The sequence below is a fragment of the Streptomyces sp. NPDC048825 genome, from assembly GCF_043198355.1.
GTDB classification, from domain to species: Bacteria; Actinomycetota; Actinomycetes; order Streptomycetales; family Streptomycetaceae; genus Streptomyces; species Streptomyces xiangluensis.
On sequence record NZ_JBICUR010000009.1, the window covers coordinates 144,666 to 168,739 of the forward strand.

A 24,074-nucleotide genomic window follows, 5' to 3' on the forward strand; every position below is an offset into this window, starting at 1 on the left:
TTGGATTGAGTCTGCAACGTGACACGGTCTCCGTCAATCAGCGATGTTGATCAGACGTTGATCAACCGAGCGCCGGATCCCCGGTCCGTTGAGTACGGTTTCCAGGTGACCGAACAGGCCCGGAAACCCTTCCTCTACGTCGTCGTCTGCGCTGCCCAAGTCGCCGAGGACGTCGGCGACTTGATCAGCCTGGCGCAGGAGCAGGGCTGGGACGTCGGAGTCATCGCGACGCCGCCCGCAATGGGCTTCTTCGACACCGCGGCGGTCGAGGAGCAGACCGGCCGGATCATCCGTTCCGCCTGGCGGTCGCCGGGCGACCCGCGCCCGTTTCCGGACCCGGACGCAGTCCTCGTGGCACCCGCGACGTTCAACACCATCAACAAATGGGCCGCCGGGATCGCCGACACCCTCGCCCTCGGCACCCTCTGCGAGGCGTACGGCCTCGGCGTGCCGATCGCCGTACTGCCCAGCGTGGGGAGGCGCTGACCGCCCACCCCGCGTACCAGGAGAGCCTCACGCGGCTGCGCGGTATGGGTGTCCGGTTCAGCGAGCCGGGCGACGGGTTCCGCTGGGAGCAGGGTCTGGAGCTGCTGACTCACTCGCGGACGTAACCTGCGTCGCCCGGCGTCGACACCTGCACATCCCGGCGCACGATGCTCAGCCGGTCACCGAAGCCCGAACGTGCCTTCTCCAGGCCGCTGTCGGTGTACTCGATCACCACGACCCGGTCGTCGAATGCCTCCGCGTACGCACCGCACTCGTCGTACGCGCCGCACTCCTCCGCCACCGCGAAGTCCAGTCCCGTACGGGACTTGAAGCCGGCCAGCTCCACGGCGTTCTTCTGGGCGACGGCCAGACCACGGGCGTGCGCGTGCGCCGAGAGCAGCTTGACGAAGGACATGGCGTCGTCGGCGGTCAGCAGGCCGCGGGAACGGGTGTAGCTGTCGTAGTTGTCCGGCTCGACGGCGTCGTACCCCTTGGCCGCGCAGTCGTCGACCCACTGGTTGATCCGGGCGGCGATACGCTCCCGTTTCGCCGGCGTGCTGATGTCGAGCAGCGCCTCGTCCCATTCGCCGTCCATCACGACCTTGCCCGCCTTGTCGCGCAGCAGCAGGTCGGCGGGCCAGTCGTTCCGTGCGTCCGGCTGGGCCTGGAAGGCGTTGACGTAACAGATGTTGTAGAGGCCCCGAGCGGGGTCAGCCGAGCGGTCGCGGGCGACGATACGGACGCGCGCCGGCGGGGGATAGGCGCCACCGATCTGGTAGTCGAAGCCGGTGTTCCGGGGCGGCAGTTGAACATTCCCGGGCTTCGGCGGTGCGGCGCTGCCAGTCGTGTGCTCACCGTTCCTGCCGGACCCGGACGTACAGGCGGCCAGCGCCACGAGGGCGGCAAGGGCAACGGCAATGCGCTTGACGGGCATGCCCGTTCGGTCCATGGGGAGTCCTGCGCGCCTCGGCACGTCAGGATCAAAGCCGGGGGCTGACGCACACGTCAAGTTCGCACGGCAGCGGCCCACCGCGGGCCCGGTTACCGTTTCCTGAGGTCGACGCCTGTTCCCGTACGGATGCCAAGGAGAGCCGTGAGCACCTCGGACAAGCCGCTTGTGATCCTGCGCGCCGCCCCGCACCCCATCGACCGTATCTTCACGCCGGACGCGCTGACCCGGTTGCACGACCGCTTCACCGTCATCGAACCGGACTCCGAAGCGGCCCTCGACCAGGCCCTGCCCGACGCCTTCGCCGTCGTCGGGCAGCCCAAGCTGCCGGCCGAACGGCTCGCCCGGGCTGGGAAGTTGAAGGCCGTGCTCAACGTCGAGGGCAACTTCTATCCGCATGTCGACTACGACTCCTGTTTCGAGCGTGGCATCCACCTCCTCAACTGCGGCCCGGCGTACGCCCAGGCCGTCGCCGAATACGCACTCGGTCTCGCCCTCGACCTGGCGCGCGGCATCAGCCGCGAGGACCGGGCCTTCCGCGCCGGACGGGAGCGGTATGTGGCCGAGGGCAACGCCGATGCCGTACTGCTGCGGGGCTCCGACCTCGGTCTGATCGGCTTCGGCCAACTCGGCCGTGCCCTCCACCCGCTGCTGGCGGCCTTCCGCCCCACGCTCCGGGTGTACGACCCCTGGCTGCCGCCCGCCGTCCTGCGCGAGCAAGGCCTCCTGCCCGCCACGCTGGACGAGACCCTGACCCGCAGCCGGTTCGTGTTCGTGCTGGCCACCGTCACCGACGAGAGCCGTCATCTGCTCGGCGAGCGCGAACTGGACCTGCTGCCGGACGGTGCCCGGCTCGTGCTCATCAGCCGGGCGCCCGTCGTCGACTTCCCGGCGCTGCTCGCGCGGGTGGCCGAAGGCCGTCTGCTGGCGGGCATCGACGTCTGGCCCGAGGAACCAGTCGCCGCCGACGACCCCGCTCGTGGTCTGGAAGGACTGGTGCTCTCGGCTCACCGCGCGGGCGGCATCCCGGAGGCGTTCTGGACCATCGGCGACATGGTGGTCGACGATCTGACCCTGATCGCACGTGGCCTGCCGCCCGCCCGTATGCAGGTCGCCGCGCGCGAACTCGTCGGCCGCTACCGCAACCGTCCCGTCAGCTGAAGGACCCCGCATGAAGATCCCCTGCCAAGGCCTCCTCTTCGACAACGACGGCGTCCTGGTCGACTCCGACGCGGGTGTCGACCAGGCATGGAGCCGGTGGGCCCGGGAGCGCGGGCTGCCGGCCGAGGAGGTCACCGCGATGGTGCACGGGCGGCGCTCCGCCGACACCGTCGCGCTGCTCGTCGCTGATCCGGCCGAGCGGCCCGCGGCGCTCGCCGAGATCGACCGCCTGGAGATCGAGGCCGCCGCCCTCACCACCGCGCTGCCTGGCGCGCTCGACCTCCTCACGTCTCTGCCGCAAGGGAGTTGGGCCGTCGTGACCTCCGGCGTCACCGCCCTCGCCCGGGCCCGCCTCGCCGCCGCGGGTCTGCCGCTGCCGCCCGTACTCATCACCGCGGACGACGTCACCCACGGCAAACCGGCCCCGGACGGCTACCGCGCGGCGGCCGAGAAGCTCGGCGTCGACCCCGCGGGCGCCGTCGTCTTCGAGGACAGCGTCGCGGGTGCGAGGGCGGGGGCGGCGGCGGGGGCGTACGTCATCGGCGTAGGTCCGCGGGGCCTTGCCACCGACGCCCCCGTCGTCGTACCCGATCTGCGGGGGGTGACCTGGCAGGACGGCGTCCTGGACCTCACCGAGTCGCGCCTACTGCGGTCCTGACGCCCACCGGGGCGGGGCGGGGTTTCTTTCCCCAGTCCCGCCCCTTCCCGAAACTGGGGGCTGCGCCCCCAGGCCCCCCGCCAGGGGGTGGGGTGACACGCCGTGTCGCGGCTGCGGGTGCGTCGTGGCTTGTCGCGCAGTTCCCCGCGCCCCTGAAAAGCAAAAGCCTGCGCCACAACGAACCCGCAGCCTCCCACCGGCGGGAGGGGACGTGGGTCGGTGCGTCGTATGCCCGTCGCGTAGGTTCTGTCTCAGGCCACCTGCGCCCTGTGGAAGCGGAACGGCCGTATGCCCACCCTGCGACGGGCTGACGCACCGGCCCGCGGCCCCGACCCACCACGCACCTAAGGGGCGCGGGGAACTGCGCGATCAGCCACCCACCAACCCGCAGATCAGAAACCGCCCTCCCAGCGGAGCGCCTAGTGGGGGCCCGCCGGAGCGAACTCCGTCCCGCACGGCCCCGCGCCCTCACTCTCCCGCAGCGGCACGGGATCCCCGCTCATCGTCAGCGTGCGGTAGTGGCTTCCGATGCAGTCGGCCGACCGCCCCACGTAGTGGGCGATGAACGACCGGCGGAACCGGTCAGCGGAGCGATTCGGCTGCGAACCGTGGACCAGCGTGCCGTTGAAGAACAGAACGTCGCCCGGCGACATGTCGACCGGCACGGCGGCGAGCCCGGCCGGCGGCGGTACGTACTCCCGCGCGAACGACAGCCCCTCGTCCGCCTCCTCCGGGCAGAACAGGTCCATCTTGTGCGTGCCCGGAACGACCTCCAGACCGCCGTTCTCCCGGTCGATCACATCGCAGGCGATCCACGCGGCCACACAGGTGCCCGGCTCGACACGGAGATAGAAGTTGTCCTGGTGCAGGGCCTGGCCCCGGGCGCCCGGCGGCTTGAAGTAGAACATGCTCTGGGCGGCCAGCACCTCCTCGCCGAAGAGGTTCTCCAGGACGCCGCGCAGCCGCGGTTCGAGAAGGAAACGCAGCGCCAGTTCGTTGATGCGGTGCGGATGCATCACACGGGGGTAGCGGTGCAGCGGATCGGCGGGCCCCAGCGTCTCCGACACGCGCGGCTCGAAGTGGCCGGGCACCGGACCGGCGGCGTGCAGGGACATGAACTCCGCGTTCAGCTCGGCGATCTCGTCCCGGCCGAACAGCCCGCGCAGCACTGTGAAGCCGTCCTCCTCGAACTGGCGGTGGCCGGCCTCGGGCAGGATGGGCTCATGGAAGGCGCCGATGTCCGTGACTGTCATGCGTTCACCTTTCCGGCGGGGGCTCCGTCCAGTCCACGCTAGGCGGCCGCGCCGTACGGGAGGATGCCCGTGAACGCTGAGGGATTGCCCGAGCCTGCTGCCCCCGCCCCGCCACCAGGCCTCGTCACCGTCGGCCGCTTCGACGAGCGGCCCGGCTACAGCGTCAACCGCCCGCGTGGTGCGGACAGTTGGCTGTTCACCTGGACCACGGGCGGGATCGGACGGCTGAGCCAGGGCGCCGTCGAAACGCGGGCGGGCGCGGGTGACCTGGTGGTCCTCGGACCGGACGTTCCCCACAGATACGCGGTCGCGCCGGGCGCGCGGCACTGGGCATTCTGGTGGGCGCACTGCCAGGCCAGGCCGTCGTGGGCGGGCTGGCTGCGGCCGTACGCACACGGGGACCGGCTGTACGCCGTGAGGCCGGTCCCGGTCGGTGTGCACGAACGCGTGGAGTCGGCGTTCCGGCGGATGCTGGCCGACGCGCGGTGGACGGGTCAGGGCGCACCGCCCGGCCGGATCGCCGCGCCGGGCGGCACCCACGAGGCCGGTCAGATCGCCGTCGCCCATGAAGCCGCGGCCCGCGAGCTGACCCTCAGCTCGCTGGAGTCGATCGTGCTGCTCACGGCCGCCACCGCGCGCACGGAGCCGCAGCGCTCCGGCATCGACGTGCGGATCCGCCGGGCCGAGGCGCTGATCGCTGCGGACCCGGGCGCGCCGCACTCCGTGGAGTCGCTGGCCGCGGGCGTGTCGCTGTCGCCCTCCCGGTTCGCGCATCTGTTCAGCCAGCAGCTGGGCCAGTCCCCGATGCGGGCCCTGCTCGCCGCGCGGCTGCTGCACGCCGCCCGGCTCCTGGAAGCCACCGATCTGCCGGTGGAACGGGTGGCGGCGGCTTCCGGCTTCGCCAGCCCGTACCACTTCAACCGTGTCTTCCGGCAGCGTTACGGGACGCCTCCCGGTGCGTATCGGGCGAGACTCCGAGCCCCGTAGAAGTCCGACCTCTGATCCGATGTCTGCCCTTCCCGGACGGCAAACCGCCACATAGGCCAGGCAACTTCGGGAAATGAATTTCGAATCACCGTGCGACGAACTCTCGTTGACCATTTGAGTGCTCCAACTACACGGGTAGAAACGGGCATTGAGAGGTTTCGCTTGTACCGGGACGGTGCGCTGTGCGAGGGTGCGTTTGGTGGCCTGCGGTAATTCCATACCGGGTGGTATGTACTGATTTCGGTAAATTCGTTGGAGGAAAGTGCACGTGAACGGCGCGACGGACGAGCAACTGCTGGCGCGGCACTGGGCAGCAGTCCACTCGTACGCGCGACTGTGCACCAGTAGTACGCAGTACGCAGGAATGCTCACCACGGCCGCATTCACACGATTGTTCGGGGAATCCGGGCGACGGACGGGAGAGACCGTGGCGTGGCTGCCGCGGCTGCTCGTCACCGTGCGCGCTGTCGCGGCGGAATGGGACGCGGACCACCGGCGCTCACAGCTCCACCCCGATCTCCACTCCGGCCCCGAGGACGGGGACCGCGCCTCGGTACGGCTTCTTCCGCCGGAGAACAGGCGCCTGGTGTCCCGCGCATTTCAGGAGCTGCCGGAGCCCGCCCGCTGCATTCTGTGGCACGTGGAAGTCGAGGCGGAGGACCTCGCGATACCGGCCGAACTGCTCGGCCTGACCGCCGCCGACGCGCCCGCGCAGCTGGAGAAGGCGCGTGAGCTGTTACGCGCGGGCACCCTCGAGGCGCACAGCGCACTCGCCCCCCGGGAGGAGTGCCGCCGCTACAACCGACTGCTGGAAGCCTCGGTCCGGCGCAGCAACACCAAGACCTGCCGCGATCTGCTGCGCCACATGAACAAGTGCGGGTACTGCCGGTACGCGTCCGACCAGTTGGACCAGTCCGGTGGCCGGCTGCCGGTGCTGCTGGCCGAGGCGGTGCTCGGCTGGGGGGCACGGCCCTATCTCGACTCCCGTCCCGGCCGCCGTGCCCGGTTCGAGGAAGCGCAGGCGGGCCCCGTCGTGGCGCAGGCACCCACAGGCCCGGTCATGGCGAAGCGACCCACGGGCCCGATCGTGGAGGAGGCGCCGCCCGGCCCGGTCGTGGCCGTGACCTCTGGCGAATCCTGGACCAGCACCCCGGCGAACGTCGCCCACCACCATGAGGCAGGCGCCCCCACATACCCTGACGACCTCTCCGCGCAGCTCGACTTTCCTCCCACGGAGCCGCCCTACCCCCCGGAGCCGGGAACGCGCTCGCGCGGCCGGAGAACCCTCGCCCTGGTGGTACTCGCCGTCAGCGCATGCATCACCGTGCCGCTCGTCCTGTGGGCCGGCGACAGGGACGACACACAGCCCCCCTCCGACGTGGGAACCGGGACGGCGTCCAGAACACCCGGTTCCAGGGCGCCCGACGCCGGGCCCACCAGAGCCGGCTCGGGCGGTGCGGGCGGTGCGGGCGGTGCGGACGACTCGCCGTCCGGCACCACGCGCGGCCGGCTGCGCAATGCCGGAAGCGGTCTGTGCGTCGGCATCGTCGGCGACAAGGCGGTCAAGGACGCGGAGGCCGTGCTCACCACCTGCACCTCCTCCGCCCGGCAGCAGTGGTCGTACGAGAACGACGGCCGGCTCCGCAGCCTCGACACCCCTGAGCTGTGCCTCGACTCCCGCCTCGCCTCCTCGGTCCGGCTGGGCCCATGTGAGGGCGAGGCCCAGCGGAACACCAAGAACGTGCGGTACGACTTCACCCGCGAGGACAAGCTGCTGCCGCTCGCGCGCGAGGAACTGGCCCTGACACCCGCCGCGGAAGAGGGCGAGACGGCCCTCGTCCTCAAGACCCGGGAGGACAGCGCATCCCAGCGCTGGCAGTTCGAGACCTCGGCGACCTCGCTCCAGATGGAGTGGATCAACGCGTACACGGACGGCGATTCACCCGAGCCGACGCGCAGCGCCCGGCCCAACCCCGGCCGCACACCATGATCCGTACGGTCAGTCCTCGTCCATGATCAGCTCCGCCCAGATCGTCTTCCCCTCGGGCGTGTACCGGCTGCCCCACCGCTGGGTGAGCTGGGCGACCAGGAGCAGTCCGCGACCGCCCTCGTCGAAGATCTTGGCGCGCCGCAGATGCGGGGCCGTGTGGCTGGCGTCCGACACCTCGCAGATCAGCGTGCCGGCATCGTGGATCAGGCGCAGCCGGATGGGGCGCTCGCCGTACCGGATGGCGTTGGTGACGAGTTCGCTCACCACGAGCTCCGTCGTGAACACCGCCTCGTCCAGGTCCCAGGTGTCCAGCTGCTGGACGACCTGCTTGCGGATCGGGGCGACGAGGGCGGGGTCGGCCGGGATGTCCCAGGTCGCGACCCGGGAGGCCGGAAGTCCGCGCGTGCGGGCGAGAAGCAGGGCCACGTCGTCGGCGACGCCCCTCGGCGGGAGCAGCGACTGGAGGACATGGTGGCAGGTGTCGTCCAGGGAGCTCGACGGGCGGGCCAGCGCCTGGCACAGCATCCGGTGACTGACGTCGATGTCCCGCTCGCGGCTCTCGATCAGACCGTCGGTGTAGAGGGCGAGCACGGTCCCTTCGGCGAGCGTGAGCTCGATGGACTCGAACGGCAGCCCGCCGAGGCCGAGCGGGGGCCCCGGCGGTACGTGGATCTCCCGCGGCGGGCCGTCCGGCGGCAGCATCACCGGAGGCGGATGCCCGGCCCGTGCGAGGGTGCAGCGGCGGCTGATCGGGTCGTACACCGCGTACAGGCAGGTGGCGCCCACCTCGCCCGTCGTGCCGTCGCTGCCCGCCTCGGTGGACAGCCTGAGGACCAGGTCGTCGAGGTGGGTCAGCAGCTCGTCCGGAGCCAGGTCGATGTCGGCGAGCGTGCGGACGGCGGTCCGTAGCCGTCCCATCGTGGCCGAGGCCTGGATGCCGTGGCCGACGACGTCCCCGACGACCATGGCGGCCCGCATGCCCGACAGCGGGATCACGTCGAACCAGTCGCCGCCGACCCCGGCCCGGGCCGCGGGCAGATAGCGGGAGGCCGCTTCCAGGGCGGCCGTGCGCGGCAGCGTCCGGGGCAGCAGGCTGCGCTGCAGAGCGAGCGCGGTCGCGCGTTCGCGGGAATAGCGGCGGGCGTTGTCGATGCAGACGGCCGCCCTGGCTGTGACCTCCTCGGCCAGCAGGACGTCGTCGGGCGTGAAGGGCTCGGGCCGCCGGAACCGGGTGAAGACCACGACGCCGAGGGGGGCGCCGCGGGCCTGCATCGGGACCGACATCGTCGAGTGGATGCCGTGCTCCTTGGCGTGCTCGAAGCGCGGCCGGTCCCAGGCGAGCCACTCCGACAGCGTGGACGCGAGGTCCGAGGCCACGATGGGCCGGCCCGCCAGCAGGGAGTCGGCCTGCGGCGAGGACGCCGGGTAGACATCGACCTGGCCCGGCTTGACCATCGCCTCCGGGTTGCCCGGGTTCACCGACCGGTGCGCGGCACGGCGCAGGCTGACGGGGGCGGACAGCCGTCCGGGATCGCCGCCCTGGTCCTCCGGATCCATCAGGTCGACGCTGACGAAGTCGGCGAGCGCGGGCACGCACACGTCGGCCAGCTCCTGGGCCGTGCGTCTGACGTCGAGGGTGGAGCCGATGCGGATACTCGCCTCGTTGACTAGTTGGAGACGTTCACGGGCCAGGTACTGCTCGGTGAAGTCGTGGGCGGTCAGACAGACGCCGCACACCCTGCCCTCGGAGTCCATGAGCGGCGCGATCCGCGCCAGCCAGGCGTGCGGCTCCCGGACGTCGCCCACCCGCATGTACGTCTGCACATCCTCGGGCTGCCCGGACAGCAGCACCCGGATCAGATGCCGCTCGATGTCCTCGCTCTGCGGCTTTCCGCCGATCTCGGGGAGCCGGAGCCCGCGGATCCGTTCCTCCGGGAGGCCGATCGTGTCGGCCATCGCCTCGTTGATCCGGCGCAGCCGCAGCCGCTCGTCGTAGATCGCCGTGGCACAGGGGGACTGTTCCAGGACCGCGGTCGTCAGGGGATCGCCGTCGGGCAGCGGGACCGTACCGTCGAGGGGCGTCACGAGGAGCCAGTCGCTGCGGTCGCCGCGGTCGGGCCGTCGCCGGTGCGCGAGCAGCCATACGTCCCGGGGGCTCCCGTCCCGATGGCGCAGCGCGAGCTCTCCGCTCCAGCGGTTGCTCGTCAGCTCGGGGCGCCTCCCCGCCTCGGCGCCCGGGGCCAGCAGATCCGCGGCGGGCCGACCGAGGACATCGGCCGGGGCATGCCCGAGCAGGCGCCGGGCGCCCTCGTTCCACTCGACGATGATTCCGTCGCCGTCGAGGACGGCCCGTGCCGTGGCGGTCTCGTCGAAGGGGTAGTCCGGACCGTCGGGCGGTGTGTCGTCGTGGCTCCTCATCGTCGCCACACTCCATTGCGGACACTGGCAGTGATCAGATGCGTCACTTGGATCCCAGCCTAGTCCGTGCCGGTGGTCCGCACACCGCCTGAGGCACCCCGGCACCGACCGTCTCCCTGGGCCCGTCCGTCACCGGGAGGGTTTCCGGCCGATGTGACGTGACGGACAGAAGAGGCCTGCCGGAGTCTTGACGGTCCAGAGAGTCAGACCGTCAAAATCTGTTCGATCACGAGTAGTTGTGAGCTTTTCTGAGCCCTTGACGAAGGGAAAGACACGGCATGACGGTGACGCGCAGGTCGGTACTGATCGCAGGCACGGCGACTCCGGCGGTCCTCGCCGGAGCCACCGACGTACAGGCCGCACCCGGGCCCCGCGCCGCCGTCGGAGAGCGGCGTTCCATTCCGCTCCGTGACGGCTGGCGCTTCGCGCTCGTCAACCCGTCCGGCATCACCGACCCCACCGGCGCCTACGCCCGGGCCGCCGAGCCTGGCTACGACGACTCGGACTGGCGGCCCATCGCAGTACCGCACGACTGGAGCATCGAGCTGACCCCCACCACCGAGCACGGCACCACCAGCGGCACCGGCTTCCTGCCCGGCGGCCTCGGCTGGTACCGCCTCGCCTTCACCCTGCCGTCCGCGTACACGGGCAAGCGCGTCTCCATCGAGTTCGATGGCGTCTACATGGACGCGTACGTCTACTGCAACGGCAAGCTCGTCGGCCAACACCCCTACGGCTACACGGGGTTCGCCCTCGACCTCACCGACCTGCTGCACACGGACGGCAAGACCGCCAACGTCATCGCCGTCAAGGTCCAGAACCAACTCCCCAGCAGTCGCTGGTACTCAGGCAGCGGCATCTACCGCGAGGCCCGCCTCGTGGTCACCGAGCCGGTGCACGTCCGCCGCTGGGGCACGCATGTGACCACGTCCGAGATCGAGAAGGGGCGCGCACTCTTACGGGTGGAGACGAGCGTCGTCAACGAGTCGGGTGCCGCGGGACAGGTCGAGATCAGATCGAGCGTCGTCGATCCCGACGGCCGTACGGTGGCCCGCGAGACCTCCACGACCGAGGTCGGGGACACGGCCACCGAGAGTCATCAACTCACTGTGCACAAGCCGAAGTTGTGGTCCTTCGAGAGCCCACACCGCTACACCCTGCACACCGAACTCCGCGTCGACGGCAAGACCACCGACACCTACCGCACCCCGTTCGGCATCCGCCACGCCGTCTTCGACCCCGACGACGGAATGACCCTCAACGGCGAGTACGCCAAACTCCGCGGCGTCAACCTCCACCACGACCTGGGCGCGCTCGGCGCCGCCGTCAACGCGGACGCCGTCGAACGCCAGCTGAAGATCATGAAGAGCATGGGCGTCAACGCTCTGCGCACCTCGCACAATCCGCCCGCCCCCGAGGTGATCGAGGCCTGCGAGCGGCTCGGCATCGTGATGATGGTGGAGGCCTTCGACTGCTGGCGGCGCGGCAAGAACCCGTACGACTACGGACGCTTCTTCGACGAGCACAGTGACGCCGACATCGCCGAGATGGTCCTCGCGGCCCGCAACTCGCCCGCCGTCCTGATGTGGTCCATCGGCAACGAGGTCCCCGACTTCACCTCGACCGCCGGACTGACCATGGCGGACCGGCTCATCGACGGCATCAAGAAGCTCGACGAGACCCGCCCCATCGTGATCGGCTCACACCGGCACCGCAGCGTGCCCCCCGTCGGATCGCCCGCGGACCTCCTCCTCGCCAAGATCGACGGACTCGGCCTCAACTACAACTCCGCCGCCTCCGTCGACGCCCTGCACGCACGTTATCCACGCCTCTTCCTGTTCGAGTCGGAGTCCTCCTCCGAGACCTCCACCCGCGGCACCTACCAGGATCCGGAGCGCCTCAACACCGGCGAGAACTACACCCCGGGCAAGCGCGCCACATCCTCGTACGACAACAACCTCGCCTCCTGGACGATGAGCGGCGAGTACGGGCTGAAGAAGGACCGGGACCGGAAGTGGTTCACGGGGGAGTTCCTGTGGTCGGGGATCGACTACATCGGTGAGCCGACGCCGTACGACGTGTTCCCGGTGAAAGCGTCCTTCTTCGGCGCCGTGGACACGGCGGGCTTCCCGAAGGACACGTACCACCTCTTCAAGAGCCAGTGGACCGACGAGCCCATGGTCCATCTGCTGCCGATGAGCTGGAACCATGAGGAGGGCGAGACGGTCGAAGTCTGGGCCTACTCGAATGTGGACACCGTCGAGCTGTTCCTCAATGGAAAGTCGCTGGGCACAAGGAAGTTCGACGAGAAGAAGACCACCGACGGCCGTACGTATCTGGAGACCACCGAGGCGACCGGCGACGACAAGACCGTCACCGGCGGTCCCTGGCCCGGCAGTTACACCAGCCCCAACGGCAGCGCGGGCAAGCTCCACCTCATCTGGAAGGTGCCGTTCGCGCCCGGAGAGTTGAAGGCGGTGGCCCGGCGTGACGGCAGGGCCGTCGCCACCGACGTACTGCGCACCGCCGGGAAGCCGCACGCCGTGCGCCTCACCGCGGACCGCAAGTCCCTTCCGGCGGACGGTCGTTCGCTCTGTTTCGTGACCGCGGAGGTGGTGGATGCCAAGGGTGTGGTGGTGCCGGGCGCCGAACACCTCCTGGCGTTCGACGTCGACGGTGGCTCGCTGGCCGGGCTCGACAACGGGCGCGAGGAGAGCGCCGAGCGCTATCACGCGAGCACCCGCACAGCCTTCCACGGGAAGGCCCTGGCGATCGTCCGCTCCGGTGCGAAGGCGGGACGCCTCACGGTCCGGGCCCGCTCGCAGGGTCTGCGGACCGCCACCGTCACCTTACGTACCACGCCCGCGAGGACGAAGGTCCTCACCCCGGCGCCGGAGTTCGAGGCCGACCCGGGTCCGGGCGCACCGAACTACCCTGTGGCGGACGCCAGTTACTCGGGTCGTCCGGACACCCTGCCCGCTGCGATGCTCGACGGCGACGCGGCGACCGGCTGGTCCAACGCCTTCCACAAGGAGGCCACCGCCCTGTTGCCCGCCTTCAACGGCGCCCGCGAGGAGGACTGGGTCTCCGTCGACTGGGGACGTATCCGCACCCTGGACCGTATCGAGGTCTCCTTCACCGTCGACGCCACGCACACCCTGCCCGCCACGGTCGAGGTGGCGTACTGGGACGGCCGCCGCCATGTGCCCGTGAAGGGAGCCGAGATCGACTGGGCCACCGCGTCCGACGCGCCGACGGCGATCACCTTCGACGCGATACGCGGCAGCCGGATCCGGCTCACCATGACGAGCCGCCACCCGGGTGAGGCCCGGGGCGCCCAGCGGATCAGCCGTCTGGAGGCCCCGCCTCGCTGACTGCTCGGGCTTCCCGGGGCTCCTCGACCACCTCGACCACCTCGACCTCCTCGACCACCTCGGCCTCCTCCTCTGGATGAGCCTCGCGGTACTCCTCGGCCGTAGGTTTCGCCACCTGCGATCCGTCGCCGTACAGACCGCGGGACAGGAGAGCCCGCAGCCGCCCCTTCGAGCCGTTCGGGCTCGGCACTCCGTTCGCGTCGTGTGCCGGGCCCGTCTCGAGCGGCCGGGGCTGCTCGTGCTGGGTCAGCGTGTGCAACTCGGCGGGGGAGAGCGGCTGGTGCACTTCGACGAACTCGCCGTGCGGCAGGCGCTTGATGACGCCGGTCTCGCGACCGTGCAACACCAGGTCGCGGTCCCGGCGTTGCAGCCCGAGACAGATGCGCCGGGTGGCGATGAAGACCAGGACGGGGACGACGAACAGCGCGATCCGGGCCGCCCAGGTGACCGTGTTGATCGACAGATGGAAACGGGTGGCCACGATGTCGTTGCCGCCGGCCGCGAGCAGGATCAGGTAGACGCTGATCCAGGCCGTGCCGATGGAGGTACGGACCGGCCGGTTGCGCGGGCGGTCCAGCAGATGGTGCTCGCGTTTGTCGCCGGTGATCCACGACTCCAGGAACGGATAGGCACCGATGAAGACGAGGAGGAGGGGGAAGACGACGATCGGGATCAGCACGCCGAGGACCAGCGTATGGCCCGCCATATTGATCTCCCAGCCCGGCATGATGCGCACCAGGCCCTCCGCGAAGCCCAGATACCAGTCCGGCTGGGCTCCCGTGGACACCTGGTCGGCGCGGTAGGGCCCGTACGCCCAGACGGGGTTGATCGTCGCGATGGCCGCGATCAGCGTGATCACCCCGAACACCAGGAAGAAGAACCCGCCTGCCTTCGCCATGTATACGGGCATGAACGGCGCGCCCACGACGTTCCGTTCGGTCTTTCCGGGCCCCGGGAACTGGGTGTGCTTGTGGTAGAAGACCAGGATCAGATGGGCCACCACCAGGGCCGCCATGATGCCTGGGATCACCAGGATGTGCAGGGAGTAGAGGCGGGCGACGATGTCATCTCCGGGGAACTCGCCGCCGAACAGGAAGAACGACAGATACGTCCCGATGACCGGCACGGACAGGATCGCGCCGTCCAGGAACCGCAGCCCGGTGCCGGACAGCAGATCGTCAGGCAGCGAGTAGCCGAAGAGCCCCTCGAACAGGCCGAGGAACAGCAGCGTCCAGCCGAACAGCCAGTTGATCTCACGGGGTTTGCGGAACGAGCCCGTGAAGAAGTGCCGCATCATGTGCATCAGCATCCCGGCGACGAAGATCAGCGCCGCCCAGTGATGGATCTGCCGGATCAGCAGTCCGCCCCGTACGTCGAAGCTGATGTCCAGTGTCGAGGCGTACGCCTCCGACATCCGCACGCCCTTCAGCGGGACGTAACTGCCGTGGTACGTCACCTCGTTCATCGACGGATGGAAGAACAGCGTCAGATAGACGCCCGTGAGGATCAGTACGACGAAGCTCCACAGACAGATCTCCCCGAGCAGGAACGACCAGTGGTCCGGGAACACCTTGCGCAGATACTTCCTGCCGAGGCTGTGGATGCCCAGACGGCCGTCGACCCAGTCGGCCACACGCTGCCCCGAGGACGCCTCCTCGGCCGCGGACCGGCGCGAGGTTGCCTTCTCGTACGTGGTCATACGTCATCGTCCTTGCGTACGTGCGTGAGCTTGTCGGGGTTGAAGACGATGTAGACGCCGCTGACCCGGTCGCCCTCCGGCGTGAGGTCCATGACCATCACGGCGAACGGGGACGTGCCGTCGAAGAACACCACGGAGTCGTCACCGTTGACGCGCCGGTATGTGATGTCCAGCCGCGCCCCGCCCCGCCCCGCCTGCGCCGTGAGGAGCCGCACGGCCTTGTCCCTGCCCCGCACCGGCCTGAGCGCCGCGCGCCTCTTGCCGCCGCCGTCCGACCACACCGTGACGTCCGGCGCGAGGATCTCCATCAGCGCACCGATGTCACCGCCGAGCGCGGCCTGCACGAACCGCTCGGTCGCCTCCCTGCGCACCCGCGGATGCGCTTCGTACAGCGGGCGCCGGGCGTGCACGTGCTGCCTGGCGCGGTGCGCGAGCTGGCGCACGGCGGCGGGACTGCGGTCGAGGACGCCGGCGATCTCGGTGTGGGCGTAGCCGAACACCTCGCCCAGGACGAACACCGCGCGCTCCAGCGGGGACAGCGACTCCAGCACCACCAGCATCGCCATCGACACGGACTCGGCGCGCAGGGCGGGGTCGGCGGCGTCCGGTGGCGGTTCGTCCGTGGGCTGGGTGACGAGCGGCTCGGGCAGCCAAGGGCCGACGTAGGTCTCGCGTCGCCGGCTGATCACGGACCGCCGCTTCAGCGCGTGGTTCACCGCGATGCGGACGAGGTACGCGCGCGGATTGCCGATCTCCTTGTGCGGTGACCGGCTGCGGCTGCCGGACCAGGACAGCCAGGTCTCCTGCAGTACGTCCTCGGTGTCGGCGACACTGCCGAGCGTGTTGTAGACGATCGCGAACAGCAGCTCGCGATGGTCCATGAACAGACGGGTCGCCGTGTTCAGGGCCTCATCGGGCCGCGACTGCGTTGCCGGATCCGCTGCCGGACTTCTGGACATGCCTGTGCCTCCCGTAGCGCGCCTCACTACTTCGAGGGCTACGGGGGCCCGGAGTGTGACATCCGGCCGGGGTGAGTGACGTACGTCTCAGCTCGTACGAGCCGGGGAGTGTCGTCGCCCGCACCTGCTCGGTACCGCCCTGAGTAGTACTTGACCTGGGACTATTTACGAGTAAGTACCTGCGCGGTACCGTGAGGGGCATGCCAGCTCTCAACGTGGAGTTCAGCGAGCGCGAGCTCGAGGATCTGCGGCAGATCGCCAAGGAGCGCGGTACGTCGATGAAGGCCCTGGTACGCGAGGCGGCAGCGGCCGACATCGTGCGGCACCGCGCGTTGCAGGAGGGTGCGGACGTGTTCCGCCGGTTCTTCGCGGCGCACGCCGATGAGTTCGCCGCTGCTTTTCCCGACGACGAACCACCCGGCACAGGCGAGGGGCGGGCAGCCTGAGTCATGGCCGCCCCAGTCATTCATATCGACGTGCCGTGGCTGCTCCAGCGCCACGAAGAGGTCCTGCCCGACCAGCCCACGGTGAACGACTTCTCCGCACTCGTGGCCGCCGTGGCCCGGCACCGCGTGGACCCGCCGCGGCTCGGCGTGGACTCGGACCCGGCCTGGCGCGCCGCCGCGCTGCTGCACACGCTGGCCATGCTCAAGCCGTTGCCGTCCGCCAACGCCCGCTTCGCCTGCGCGACGGCGGTCTCGTACATGTTCGTCAGCGGCGTCGGCATCGACCCGCCCTACGGCGCCCTCGTCGACCTCGCGCGCGACCTGATGTCCGGCAAGGCGGACGTGTTCGGCGCGGCCGACCGGCTGCGCTCCTGGCAGATCTGAAGTTGCACTTGATTTTCAAAAGCCCTTACGGCGGGGCGACTTGGCCGGAGCGAACTTGACTTTCCTTCAGAGGTCGGATGTTGCGCAAGTCGCCCGAGTGGCTTGTTGGCTGTGAGGGATTTGTGCAAGGGTGAACTTCCTCGTACATGGCTAATGGCCGGGTCTGATTCGATGCTCGAGTTTTAGTTCTGCCGGTTTTGCTCAAAAGGCGGTCGGCCGACGACTCGACCGGGCCACCCGCCGGCCGCTTTCCATGCACCAAGCCAGAAAGGTATGCACCAACAGGAGCACCTTTTCGGCGGCCAGAACTTCTGTGTGCCATCTTGTGCCTTGGAAGGACCCCGCTCAGTGCACACCCCCCACCCGCCTCGTCCCACATATCCCCCGCGCCCCGGCCTCGCCGTTCCCGCTCCCGGGGGTGCCGCCGCTCCCGGGGAGTCGGACGAGAGCCTCGCCGCTCTCCTGCGGGCGCAGCCGGAGGGCGAACTCGCCCAGTCCGTCGCGCTGTTGATGGCGCGGCACTGGCAGCCGGCGTACGACTACGCGGTCATCTGCCTGGCCACCTCGGCGAGCGTCGCCTCCATGGTCACCGCGGCCGCCTTTCAGCAGGCCCTCGACCGCCTCAAACGCGCCGAGTCCGCCGCCGCGCTGCGCCCCCACCTGCTGGTCACCGTGCGGGACACGGTCCGGGCCTGGTCCGCCGCGGACCGCATATCCGGCGTTCTGCCGGAACTCCGGAAACCCGCCGGAGGCCGTGGTATGCGCGCCACGAAGTCGATGACGCCGGAAAATCGCAAGCTCGCCGAACGTTCTTTCCAGGCTCTCCCGGGACTGGCCCAGTGCATCCTCTGGCACACCGAGGTCGAGGCAGAGCACATATCCGTACCTGCTGGTCTGTTGGGTATGGATCCCGACACCGCGTCGGCCGCTCTGGACCAGGCACGGGAGCAATTCCGCCAGGGCTGCGTACGTGCCCACCGCGAACTCGCGCCGAACAAGGATTGCCGCTACTACAACCGTCTCCTGGACGTCCCGATTCGGCGCGGCGGCACCTTGCTCCCCGATGTCCAGCAGCATCTGCTGGAGTGCCGCTTCTGCCGTTACGCGGCCGAGCAGCTCAGCCATTTCGAGGGTTCTCTCGGCGTTCTGCTCGCCGAATCGGTGCTCGGCTGGGGCGCCCGCCGCTATCTCGACTCCCGTCCGGGACGGGGCCAGTCCGGAACGAGGCCGAGCCGTTCCGGCAGCAGACGGCAGGGCGGCGGCCGTCATCGCGGGCGCGTGCTGCCCCAGTTCCCCAGCGGGGGCCGAAGGGCCGCTCAGGGCCCGGGGAACTCGAAGGCCCTGCTCACCGGGGCGGGCGTGCTCTCCGGGGCGCTGCTGGCGACCGTACTGATCACCACCCTGTGGCCGCAGGACGACGGCGGTGACCCCTCCGCCTCCGGCACTACCGGCCCCGGACAGAGCGCCACTCCCGGTCCACAGGCGCCGCCCGCCGGGTCGACGTCCCCGCCGCCCGCAGTGCCCACGCCTCCCGTGCAGACCCGGCTGCGCAATGCCGCCGCGGACCTCTGCCTGGACATCAAGGGGGGCAAGGCGCAGTCCGGTGCCTCGCTCAAGCTGGCGGCGTGCTCCTCCGCCGGGACCCAGGAGTGGTCCTACGAGGAGGACGGACTGCTGCGCAGCGTCGCGAACCCCGACCTGTGCGTGGACTCCCACGTGGATGCCGGCGTGGTCGTCCTCGGCAGCTGCGCCTCCGCGGGCTCCAAACGGGGCGACGACGTCCGCTACGACCTCACGGTCCAGGGGGAGTTGCTGCCGCGCTGGCAGGAAGACCTCGCGGTCGCCCCCGCCGCCAAGGACCCGGATTCGGACGTGGTCGTCAAGATCCGCGACAGGACGGACGAACAACGCTGGCGCTCGGACGGCAGCACGTCCTCGGCGAGCCCGGAGTCCTTGTCGGTGGCGGAACCGGTGAGCGACTTGGGCTGAGGGCTCCGCCCGGCCGGGCGCCTCAGGTCGCCCGGCCGACTCGGGTCAGTTCTCGGTCTGTTCGTCGCGTGGCGTGTCCTCCGGCTCGGCTTCGCCGTCCTCGGTGCTCTCGGCGTCCGGTCCCTGTGCCCGGACTCGCTGGACGTGTTCCAGGGAGTCCCTCAGTTCCGTGAGCCAGTCGTCCGCGTGGCGTTCGACGAGCCGTACGCACCAGGCGAGTGCGTCGCTCCGGCTGCGGGCGACCCCGGCGGCGATCAGGGTGTCCAGAACCTGCCGCTGGGGCTGGCGCAGCCGGGTCATGACGGGGGCGGCGACATGGGTGAACAGGGCGCGCTCGCCCCCGCACTCCACGCCCCACGAGACCTTCTTGCGGAAGCGGTGCTCGGCCTCGCGGGCCACCGCGACCCGGTCGTCGCGGGTGCGCTCCCGGAACTCCTGGATTCGGGACTCGACGGCCGCCTCCTTCTCGGCGTCCGAGGTGCCCTCGGCGAGCCGGGGCTCGGCTATGCGGCCGATGACGGTGATCTCCTCGCGGTCGACCGTCACCTCACTGAGGCTCTGGAAGAGATCGTCGGGCAGCCGACCGACGAACCAGCCGCGCAGTTTCTCGTGCTGCTCCGTTGTAATCATGAAATGAGCCTTACTCTGCCGCTCAGTGAAGGCAAGAGTTCCGCTTCTGCTGGAAGCGGAATGTTTCCGGCCTATTACTGAGCGGTGCGAATCCGGCCAGAGCGCGTCTTCCGCACCGTGACGCCCGCTCAGTCGCAGGCTCGTCGTGCTCAAGTTCCGTCACTTCGCGCCACTGATTCAACACGCAACGTTACTGAAACGCGTGGGGTGGACGTGTGTTTCCGCCGCGGACTCGGCAGACTCGCGCTCGCCGGTCCGGCATACAGGAACCGGCACTCGAATGTTCCGGAACGCAAACGATCCGGAACGCCACCCGAGCGGAAGGATGCACACAATGCCGAACACCGCGCGCTGGGCAGCGACCCTCACCCTGACGGCCACCGCCGTCTGCGGCCCCCTCGCCGGAGCCGCCCACGCCGCCCCCGAGCCCGCCCCGTCCACCCTCTACGCCCCCTCGGCCCTCGTGCTCACCGTGGGCCGAGGTGAGAACGCGACCACTGCCGCCCCAGACCGCGCGGTCACTTTGACCTGTGCGCCCGCCGCCTCGGGCACGCACCCGGATGCTGCCCGCGCCTGCGCCCAACTGCGCGCGTCCGGCGGGGACTTCGACACCCTGGCCGGCAGAGGCGAGGGTATGTGCACCCGCGAGTACCGACCCGTGGTCGTCACGGTCGACGGTGTCTGGCAGGGCCGCCGCGTCTCCTACGAGCGCACCTTCGCGAACGAGTGCGTGAAGAACAGTTCCCAGGGGAGAGCCGTCTTCGCGTTCTGAGACCGGGATCGCGTGCCGCCCGCGAACCTCGACCGGGGCCCGTAGCTGGGGAGTGCGGCCCTGTCGTGGACGCCACGCGATCTCACCCGGGGGTCGGCAGGGACGGAGTGGGGCCGTCCTGCCGGCCCCCGGCATCCACAGCATCCACGGCCTAAAACGTTTTCAGGGATCAACGCAGGTCGGGGCGCAAGGCGCCCCAAGTCCCAACAGCCAGCTGTGTCAGAAGTGTTGACGCTGCGTTGGAAACGTTTTAATTTTCTCCGCACCCGACAGCCAGAGGTGAGGAGGCTCCGTGGCCGCGGTGTTGCGGGAGCGCACGGGCAAGGAGGCGGTGAGCCCCACTCGCCGTCGTCCGCCTGAAGCGCGTACGAAGCGAAAAGGGTTCCACGCCCGCAGAAGCCGGACCTTGTTCCTGCTGATGCTGCCCGGGCTCGTGTACTTCCTTGTGTTCCACTACGGCGCGCTGGTGGGCAACGTCATCGCGTTCAAGGACTACGTGCCGTTCGACGGCATCTGGGGCAGTCCCTGGGTCAGCCTGGAGAACTTCCAGCGGATGTTCCAGGACACCGCGTTCTGGGACGCGGTCCTCAACACCCTCTGGATCGCGGTCCTTCAGATCGTCTTCTACTTCCCCGTCCCGCTCGCGCTCGCCCTGCTCCTGCACACCCTCACCTGGAGCACCGTCCGGCGTTTCGTGCAGTCGGTGGCGTATCTGCCGCACTTCATCTCATGGGTGATCGTCGTCGCCCTGTTCCAGCAAGTCCTCGGCGACACCGGCCTGGTGAACAGCTACCTCGGCGACGCCGGACTGAGCACCGTCGACATCATCGGCAACCCGGACGCCTTCAAACCGCTCACCGTCGCCCAGGTGATCTGGAAGGACGCCGGCTGGGGCACGATCATCTTCCTCGCCGCGCTCTCCCAGGTCGACGAGCAGCAGTACGAGGCCGCCGCCATCGACGGCGCCGGACCCTGGCGGCGCTTCTGGCACGTCACGCTGCCCGCGATCCGCCCGGTGATCGTCCTGCTGCTCATCATGCGGCTCGGCGACATCCTCTCCGTCGGCTTCGAGCAGATGCTGTTGCAGCGCGACGCGGTCGGCCCCGAGGCGGCCGAGATCATCGACACCTTCGTCTACTACCAGGGCATCGTCGGCGGCGACTACGGATTCGCCGCGGCAGCAGGCCTGTTCAAGGGCGTCATCGGAGCCCTGCTCGTCTACGCGGCCAACAAGGTCGCCCATCGCCTCGGCGAGCAGGGGGTCTACAAGTGAGCGCCCACGTCCGGCCCGGCTGGATGGAGAAGCCGAAGCCGCTCACCCAGGCCGCCAAGGCGGTGGCCCTCACAGCCGTCGTCCTGCTGGTCTGCGTACCCTTCCTGGTCATCGTGTCGACCTCGCTGGCCTCGCAGCGCGAGGTGGTCGAGGGCGGCGGCTGGGTGCTGTGGCCGCAGGAGCCGACCCTCAAGGCGTACCAGGACATCCTCGACGGCGGCATCGTCACCCACGCGCTGGGCGTGAGCGCGGGAGTGACCGTCGTCGGCACCCTGCTCAGCCTCGCCTGCACGGTGACCCTCGCCTATGCGCTGTCCCGCCCCGGCGTCTTCGGCGGCAAACCCGTTCTGCTGCTGGTGCTGTTCACCTTCCTCTTCCCGCCGGGCATGATCCCCAGCTTCCTGGTGGTCAAGGAGCTCGGCCTGCTCGACTCGTACTCCTCACTGGTGCTGCCGGTGCTGGTGAACGTCTTCAACCTGGTCGTCCTGCGCGGCTTCTTCCAGGGCATCCCCGAGGAGTTGTACGAGGCAGCACGCCTCGACGGGGCGGGGGACTGGCGCGTGCTGTGGTCGGTCGTGCTTCCGCTGTCGAAGGCGGCACTCGCGGTCGTCGGCCTGTTCTACGCGGTGGCGTACTGGAACTCCTGGTTCTACGCCTCCCTCTACCTGGAGAGCGACCACTGGCCGCTCCAACAGGTGCTGCGTACCTATGTGGTGGCCGGTACGGACCTCACCGACACCGCCACGAGCGAGGGCACCGTCAACGCTCCGCAGACCGTGCAGATGGCGGTCCTGGTGATCGCCACCGTGCCGATCCTGCTCGTCTACCCCTTCCTGCAGAAGTACTTCACCAAGGGCGTACTCACCGGCGCGATCAAGAGCTAGCCGTCCAGAGCCAGTCGTCCAGAGCCGTCATCAAGAGCTGGGAGAGAACACGCATGTCCGGAACCCCGCTGTCCCGCCGTGCCCTGATGCGCACCGCCGCCGTGGGCAGTCTCGCGCTCGCCGCTCCGGCCACCCTGACCGCCTGCTCCACGGAGTCCGGCGACGACGGTGTCTCCAACGCGGGCAAGAAGCTGGCGCCCTGGCCCACGTACAAGGCCTTCGCAGGGCCCAAGCCAGACCTCGCGCCGACCGCGGAAGGAGTCCAGCCCGGCTACACCTCCTACCCGTCCGACCTGGCGAAGTCGGTCTCCCGCACCCCCGGGGACGGCTCCACGGTCAAGGTGATGACCATCAGCTTCGGCGTGCCCCCGAAGGGGCGGGGGGAGAACCGGTTCTGGCAGGCCGTGGAGAAGGCCCTCGGCGTGAAGATCGAGTACACGATCATCTCGCAGCCCGACTACCAGAAGAAGATGGCTACGGTGATGGCCGGCGACCCGGGTGAGCTCCCGGACATCATCAACGTCTTCTCCGGGTTCGTGCTGCCGCGCGAGGCCCAGTTCGTGCAGCGTCGCGCCGAGGACCTCACACCGTTTCTCTCCTCAGACGCGGTCGCGGACTACCCGAACCTGGCGAACATCCCCACCGACGCCTGGCGCGACATGGGCCGCATCGGTGGGCGCATCTACGGCATCCCCCTGGAACGCCCGCTGCCCGGCTCCACGCTCTGGCTCAACCAGGAGTCCTTCGGGGCCGCCGGGATGAAGGAAGGCTGGACGGACCAGGACTTCGCGGCGGTCGCCAAGAAGGGCACGGGCGGGAAGAAGTACGCCCTGGGCGCGGCGGAAGGGTCCGTGTTCGGCGACGGTTTCCACTCCGCGGCGCACGGCGTCCACGCACGAGGCTGGTCGGTGAAGAAAGACGGTACGTTCGTCCCGTCCGCGGCCGACGAGCGCTACAAGCAGATGCTCGACTTCCAGCTCCGGCTGCGCAAGGCGGGCTCTTACCACCCCGACGCGACCTCGAGCGCACAGCCCGAGATGATCGACCTCTACTACAACGGGACGGTCGGCTCCATACAGGACGGTTTCGGCGGCTACCTCCCCAAGTTCCTTGAGAAGGGCCGGGAGTTCACACCGGCACCGGCCCTTCCGTACAGCGTGGGCGGGGAGCCGGGGGGCATCGTCGGGGCACGCCGCTCGTTCGGCTACACCATCCTCAAGAAGGCGAAGAAGGAGCGTATCCAGCTGCTGCTGCGCGTACTCGACTATCTCGCGGCGCCGTTCGGCAGCAAGGAGTGGGAACTCGTCCACTACGGCCTGGAAGGCACCCACTTCACCCGGGCCAAGGACGGCTCGCCCGAGCCCAACGACCTCGGCCAGGTCGAGAACAACACCAACCTGCCGCTGAAGTACCTCGCCGAAGGACCCCAGGTGCTGTTCGTGCCCGGTATGCCCGACGCGGTGAAGGCCCTGCACGCCTGGCAGGTGAAGACCGTCCCGCACGCCATCCGCAATGCCTCGTTCGGACTCCAGTCCCGGACCCACACCTCCCAGGGCACCACCCTCGAAACGCTCCTCAAGGACACCGCCACCGGGATCATCGCCGGACGCACGCCGCTGTCCGAGTGGGACGCGGCGGTCAAGACATGGCGTCAGCGAGGTGGCGACAGAATGGCCGAGGAATTCGCCGAGGACCATGCCGCCAATACATGAGCGGCAGGGACCGACAGGTCACGGGCGAAGTGAACCAGAGGAACGGGGAA

The 24,074-nt window shown here is 69.5% G+C and carries 18 protein-coding genes and 1 pseudogene; 13 read left to right on the forward strand and 6 right to left on the reverse strand.

What is annotated here, in order from left to right:
- Window positions 1-105: 105 nt before the first annotated feature.
- Window positions 106-611, forward strand: a pseudogene (locus ACGFNK_RS22665) (flavoprotein).
- Here ACGFNK_RS22665 and ACGFNK_RS22670 read toward each other — a convergent pair.
- On the reverse strand, window positions 596-1,435 hold the full coding sequence (locus ACGFNK_RS22670) for an endo alpha-1,4 polygalactosaminidase (RefSeq protein ID WP_393418497.1): 840 nt from the start codon (window positions 1,433-1,435) through the stop codon (window positions 596-598). The pseudogene ACGFNK_RS22665 and the gene ACGFNK_RS22670 sit on opposite strands and share 16 nt — an antisense overlap.
- 144 nt (window positions 1,436-1,579) lie before the next feature.
- On the opposite strand from ACGFNK_RS22670, the gene ACGFNK_RS22675 reads away from it, so the two are divergent.
- On the forward strand, window positions 1,580-2,596 hold the full coding sequence (locus ACGFNK_RS22675; RefSeq protein WP_393418499.1) for an NAD(P)-dependent oxidoreductase: 1,017 nt from the start codon (window positions 1,580-1,582) through the stop codon (window positions 2,594-2,596).
- Window positions 2,597-2,606: 10 nt separating this feature from the next.
- Window positions 2,607-3,254, forward strand: coding sequence for an HAD-IA family hydrolase (locus ACGFNK_RS22680; RefSeq protein ID WP_393418501.1), 648 nt, complete (start codon window positions 2,607-2,609; stop codon window positions 3,252-3,254).
- Window positions 3,255-3,673: 419 nt separating this feature from the next.
- Here ACGFNK_RS22680 and ACGFNK_RS22685 read toward each other — a convergent pair whose 3' ends face one another.
- Window positions 3,674-4,507 (reverse strand): phytanoyl-CoA dioxygenase family protein, encoded by an 834-nt coding sequence (locus tag ACGFNK_RS22685; RefSeq protein ID WP_393418503.1) that lies wholly within the window; start codon window positions 4,505-4,507, stop codon window positions 3,674-3,676.
- A gap of 63 nt (window positions 4,508-4,570) precedes the next feature.
- On the opposite strand from ACGFNK_RS22685, the gene ACGFNK_RS22690 reads away from it, so the two are divergent.
- The gene (locus ACGFNK_RS22690) at window positions 4,571-5,494 is read left to right on the forward strand and encodes a helix-turn-helix domain-containing protein (protein ID WP_393418505.1); all 924 of its coding nucleotides are present in this window, start codon (window positions 4,571-4,573) and stop codon (window positions 5,492-5,494) included.
- A gap of 268 nt (window positions 5,495-5,762) precedes the next feature.
- Complete coding sequence (locus ACGFNK_RS22695; RefSeq protein ID WP_393418507.1) at window positions 5,763-7,484, forward strand: ricin-type beta-trefoil lectin domain protein; 1,722 nt, start codon at window positions 5,763-5,765, stop codon at window positions 7,482-7,484.
- 9 nt (window positions 7,485-7,493) lie between these two features.
- Here the strand turns inward: ACGFNK_RS22695 and ACGFNK_RS22700 are convergent, their stop codons facing one another.
- Window positions 7,494-9,902: a SpoIIE family protein phosphatase gene (locus ACGFNK_RS22700; RefSeq protein WP_393418509.1), complete on the reverse strand. Its 2,409-nt coding sequence runs from the start codon at window positions 9,900-9,902 to the stop codon at window positions 7,494-7,496.
- Between the two features lie 278 nt (window positions 9,903-10,180).
- Between ACGFNK_RS22700 and ACGFNK_RS22705 the strand changes: the two genes are divergently transcribed.
- Window positions 10,181-13,276, forward strand: a complete 3,096-nt coding sequence (locus tag ACGFNK_RS22705) for a glycoside hydrolase family 2 TIM barrel-domain containing protein (RefSeq protein WP_393418511.1) — start codon at window positions 10,181-10,183, stop codon at window positions 13,274-13,276.
- On the opposite strand, the gene ACGFNK_RS22710 is transcribed toward ACGFNK_RS22705, so the two are convergent.
- Entirely contained in the window at window positions 13,248-14,975 is a 1,728-nt protein-coding gene (locus ACGFNK_RS22710; RefSeq protein ID WP_393418513.1) for a cytochrome bc complex cytochrome b subunit, read from the reverse strand. The two genes, ACGFNK_RS22705 and ACGFNK_RS22710, sit on opposite strands and share 29 nt — an antisense overlap.
- Window positions 14,972-15,934: an RNA polymerase sigma factor SigJ gene (gene sigJ / locus ACGFNK_RS22715; RefSeq protein ID WP_393418515.1), complete on the reverse strand. Its 963-nt coding sequence runs from the start codon at window positions 15,932-15,934 to the stop codon at window positions 14,972-14,974. The genes ACGFNK_RS22710 and sigJ overlap by 4 nt, the downstream gene beginning before the upstream one ends.
- Window positions 15,935-16,134: 200 nt before the next feature.
- Between sigJ and ACGFNK_RS22720 the strand changes: the two genes are divergently transcribed.
- The 3 genes from ACGFNK_RS22720 (at window position 16,135) to ACGFNK_RS22730 (ending at window position 18,753) form a co-directional block, all read left to right on the forward strand.
- Complete coding sequence (locus tag ACGFNK_RS22720) at window positions 16,135-16,380, forward strand: hypothetical protein (protein WP_344397280.1); 246 nt, start codon at window positions 16,135-16,137, stop codon at window positions 16,378-16,380.
- Window positions 16,381-16,383: 3 nt separating this feature from the next.
- Window positions 16,384-16,764 carry a toxin Doc gene (locus tag ACGFNK_RS22725; RefSeq protein ID WP_344397278.1) on the forward strand — a complete coding sequence of 127 codons (381 nt, stop codon included), beginning with the start codon at window positions 16,384-16,386 and terminating at the stop codon, window positions 16,762-16,764.
- Window positions 16,765-17,112: 348 nt separating this feature from the next.
- Entirely contained in the window at window positions 17,113-18,753 is a 1,641-nt protein-coding gene (locus ACGFNK_RS22730; RefSeq protein ID WP_393418517.1) for an RICIN domain-containing protein, read from the forward strand.
- Between the two features lie 45 nt (window positions 18,754-18,798).
- Here ACGFNK_RS22730 and ACGFNK_RS22735 read toward each other — a convergent pair whose 3' ends face one another.
- Window positions 18,799-19,383, reverse strand: a complete 585-nt coding sequence (locus ACGFNK_RS22735) for a hypothetical protein (RefSeq protein ID WP_393418519.1) — start codon at window positions 19,381-19,383, stop codon at window positions 18,799-18,801.
- A gap of 334 nt (window positions 19,384-19,717) precedes the next feature.
- On the opposite strand from ACGFNK_RS22735, the gene ACGFNK_RS22740 reads away from it, so the two are divergent.
- The 4 genes from ACGFNK_RS22740 to ACGFNK_RS22755 all read left to right on the forward strand — a co-directional run bounded on the left by ACGFNK_RS22740 (window position 19,718) and on the right by ACGFNK_RS22755 (window position 24,024).
- Window positions 19,718-20,155, forward strand: coding sequence for a protease inhibitor (locus tag ACGFNK_RS22740; RefSeq protein WP_393418521.1), 438 nt, complete (start codon window positions 19,718-19,720; stop codon window positions 20,153-20,155).
- Window positions 20,156-20,573: 418 nt separating this feature from the next.
- Window positions 20,574-21,428: an ABC transporter permease gene (locus ACGFNK_RS22745; RefSeq protein ID WP_393418858.1), complete on the forward strand. Its 855-nt coding sequence runs from the start codon at window positions 20,574-20,576 to the stop codon at window positions 21,426-21,428.
- On the forward strand, window positions 21,425-22,312 hold the full coding sequence (locus tag ACGFNK_RS22750) for a carbohydrate ABC transporter permease (protein WP_393418523.1): 888 nt from the start codon (window positions 21,425-21,427) through the stop codon (window positions 22,310-22,312). Before ACGFNK_RS22745 ends, ACGFNK_RS22750 begins: the two co-directional genes overlap by 4 nt.
- 53 nt (window positions 22,313-22,365) lie before the next feature.
- Window positions 22,366-24,024 (forward strand): sugar ABC transporter substrate-binding protein, encoded by a 1,659-nt coding sequence (locus ACGFNK_RS22755; protein ID WP_393418525.1) that lies wholly within the window; start codon window positions 22,366-22,368, stop codon window positions 24,022-24,024.
- Window positions 24,025-24,074 lie beyond the last annotated feature (50 nt).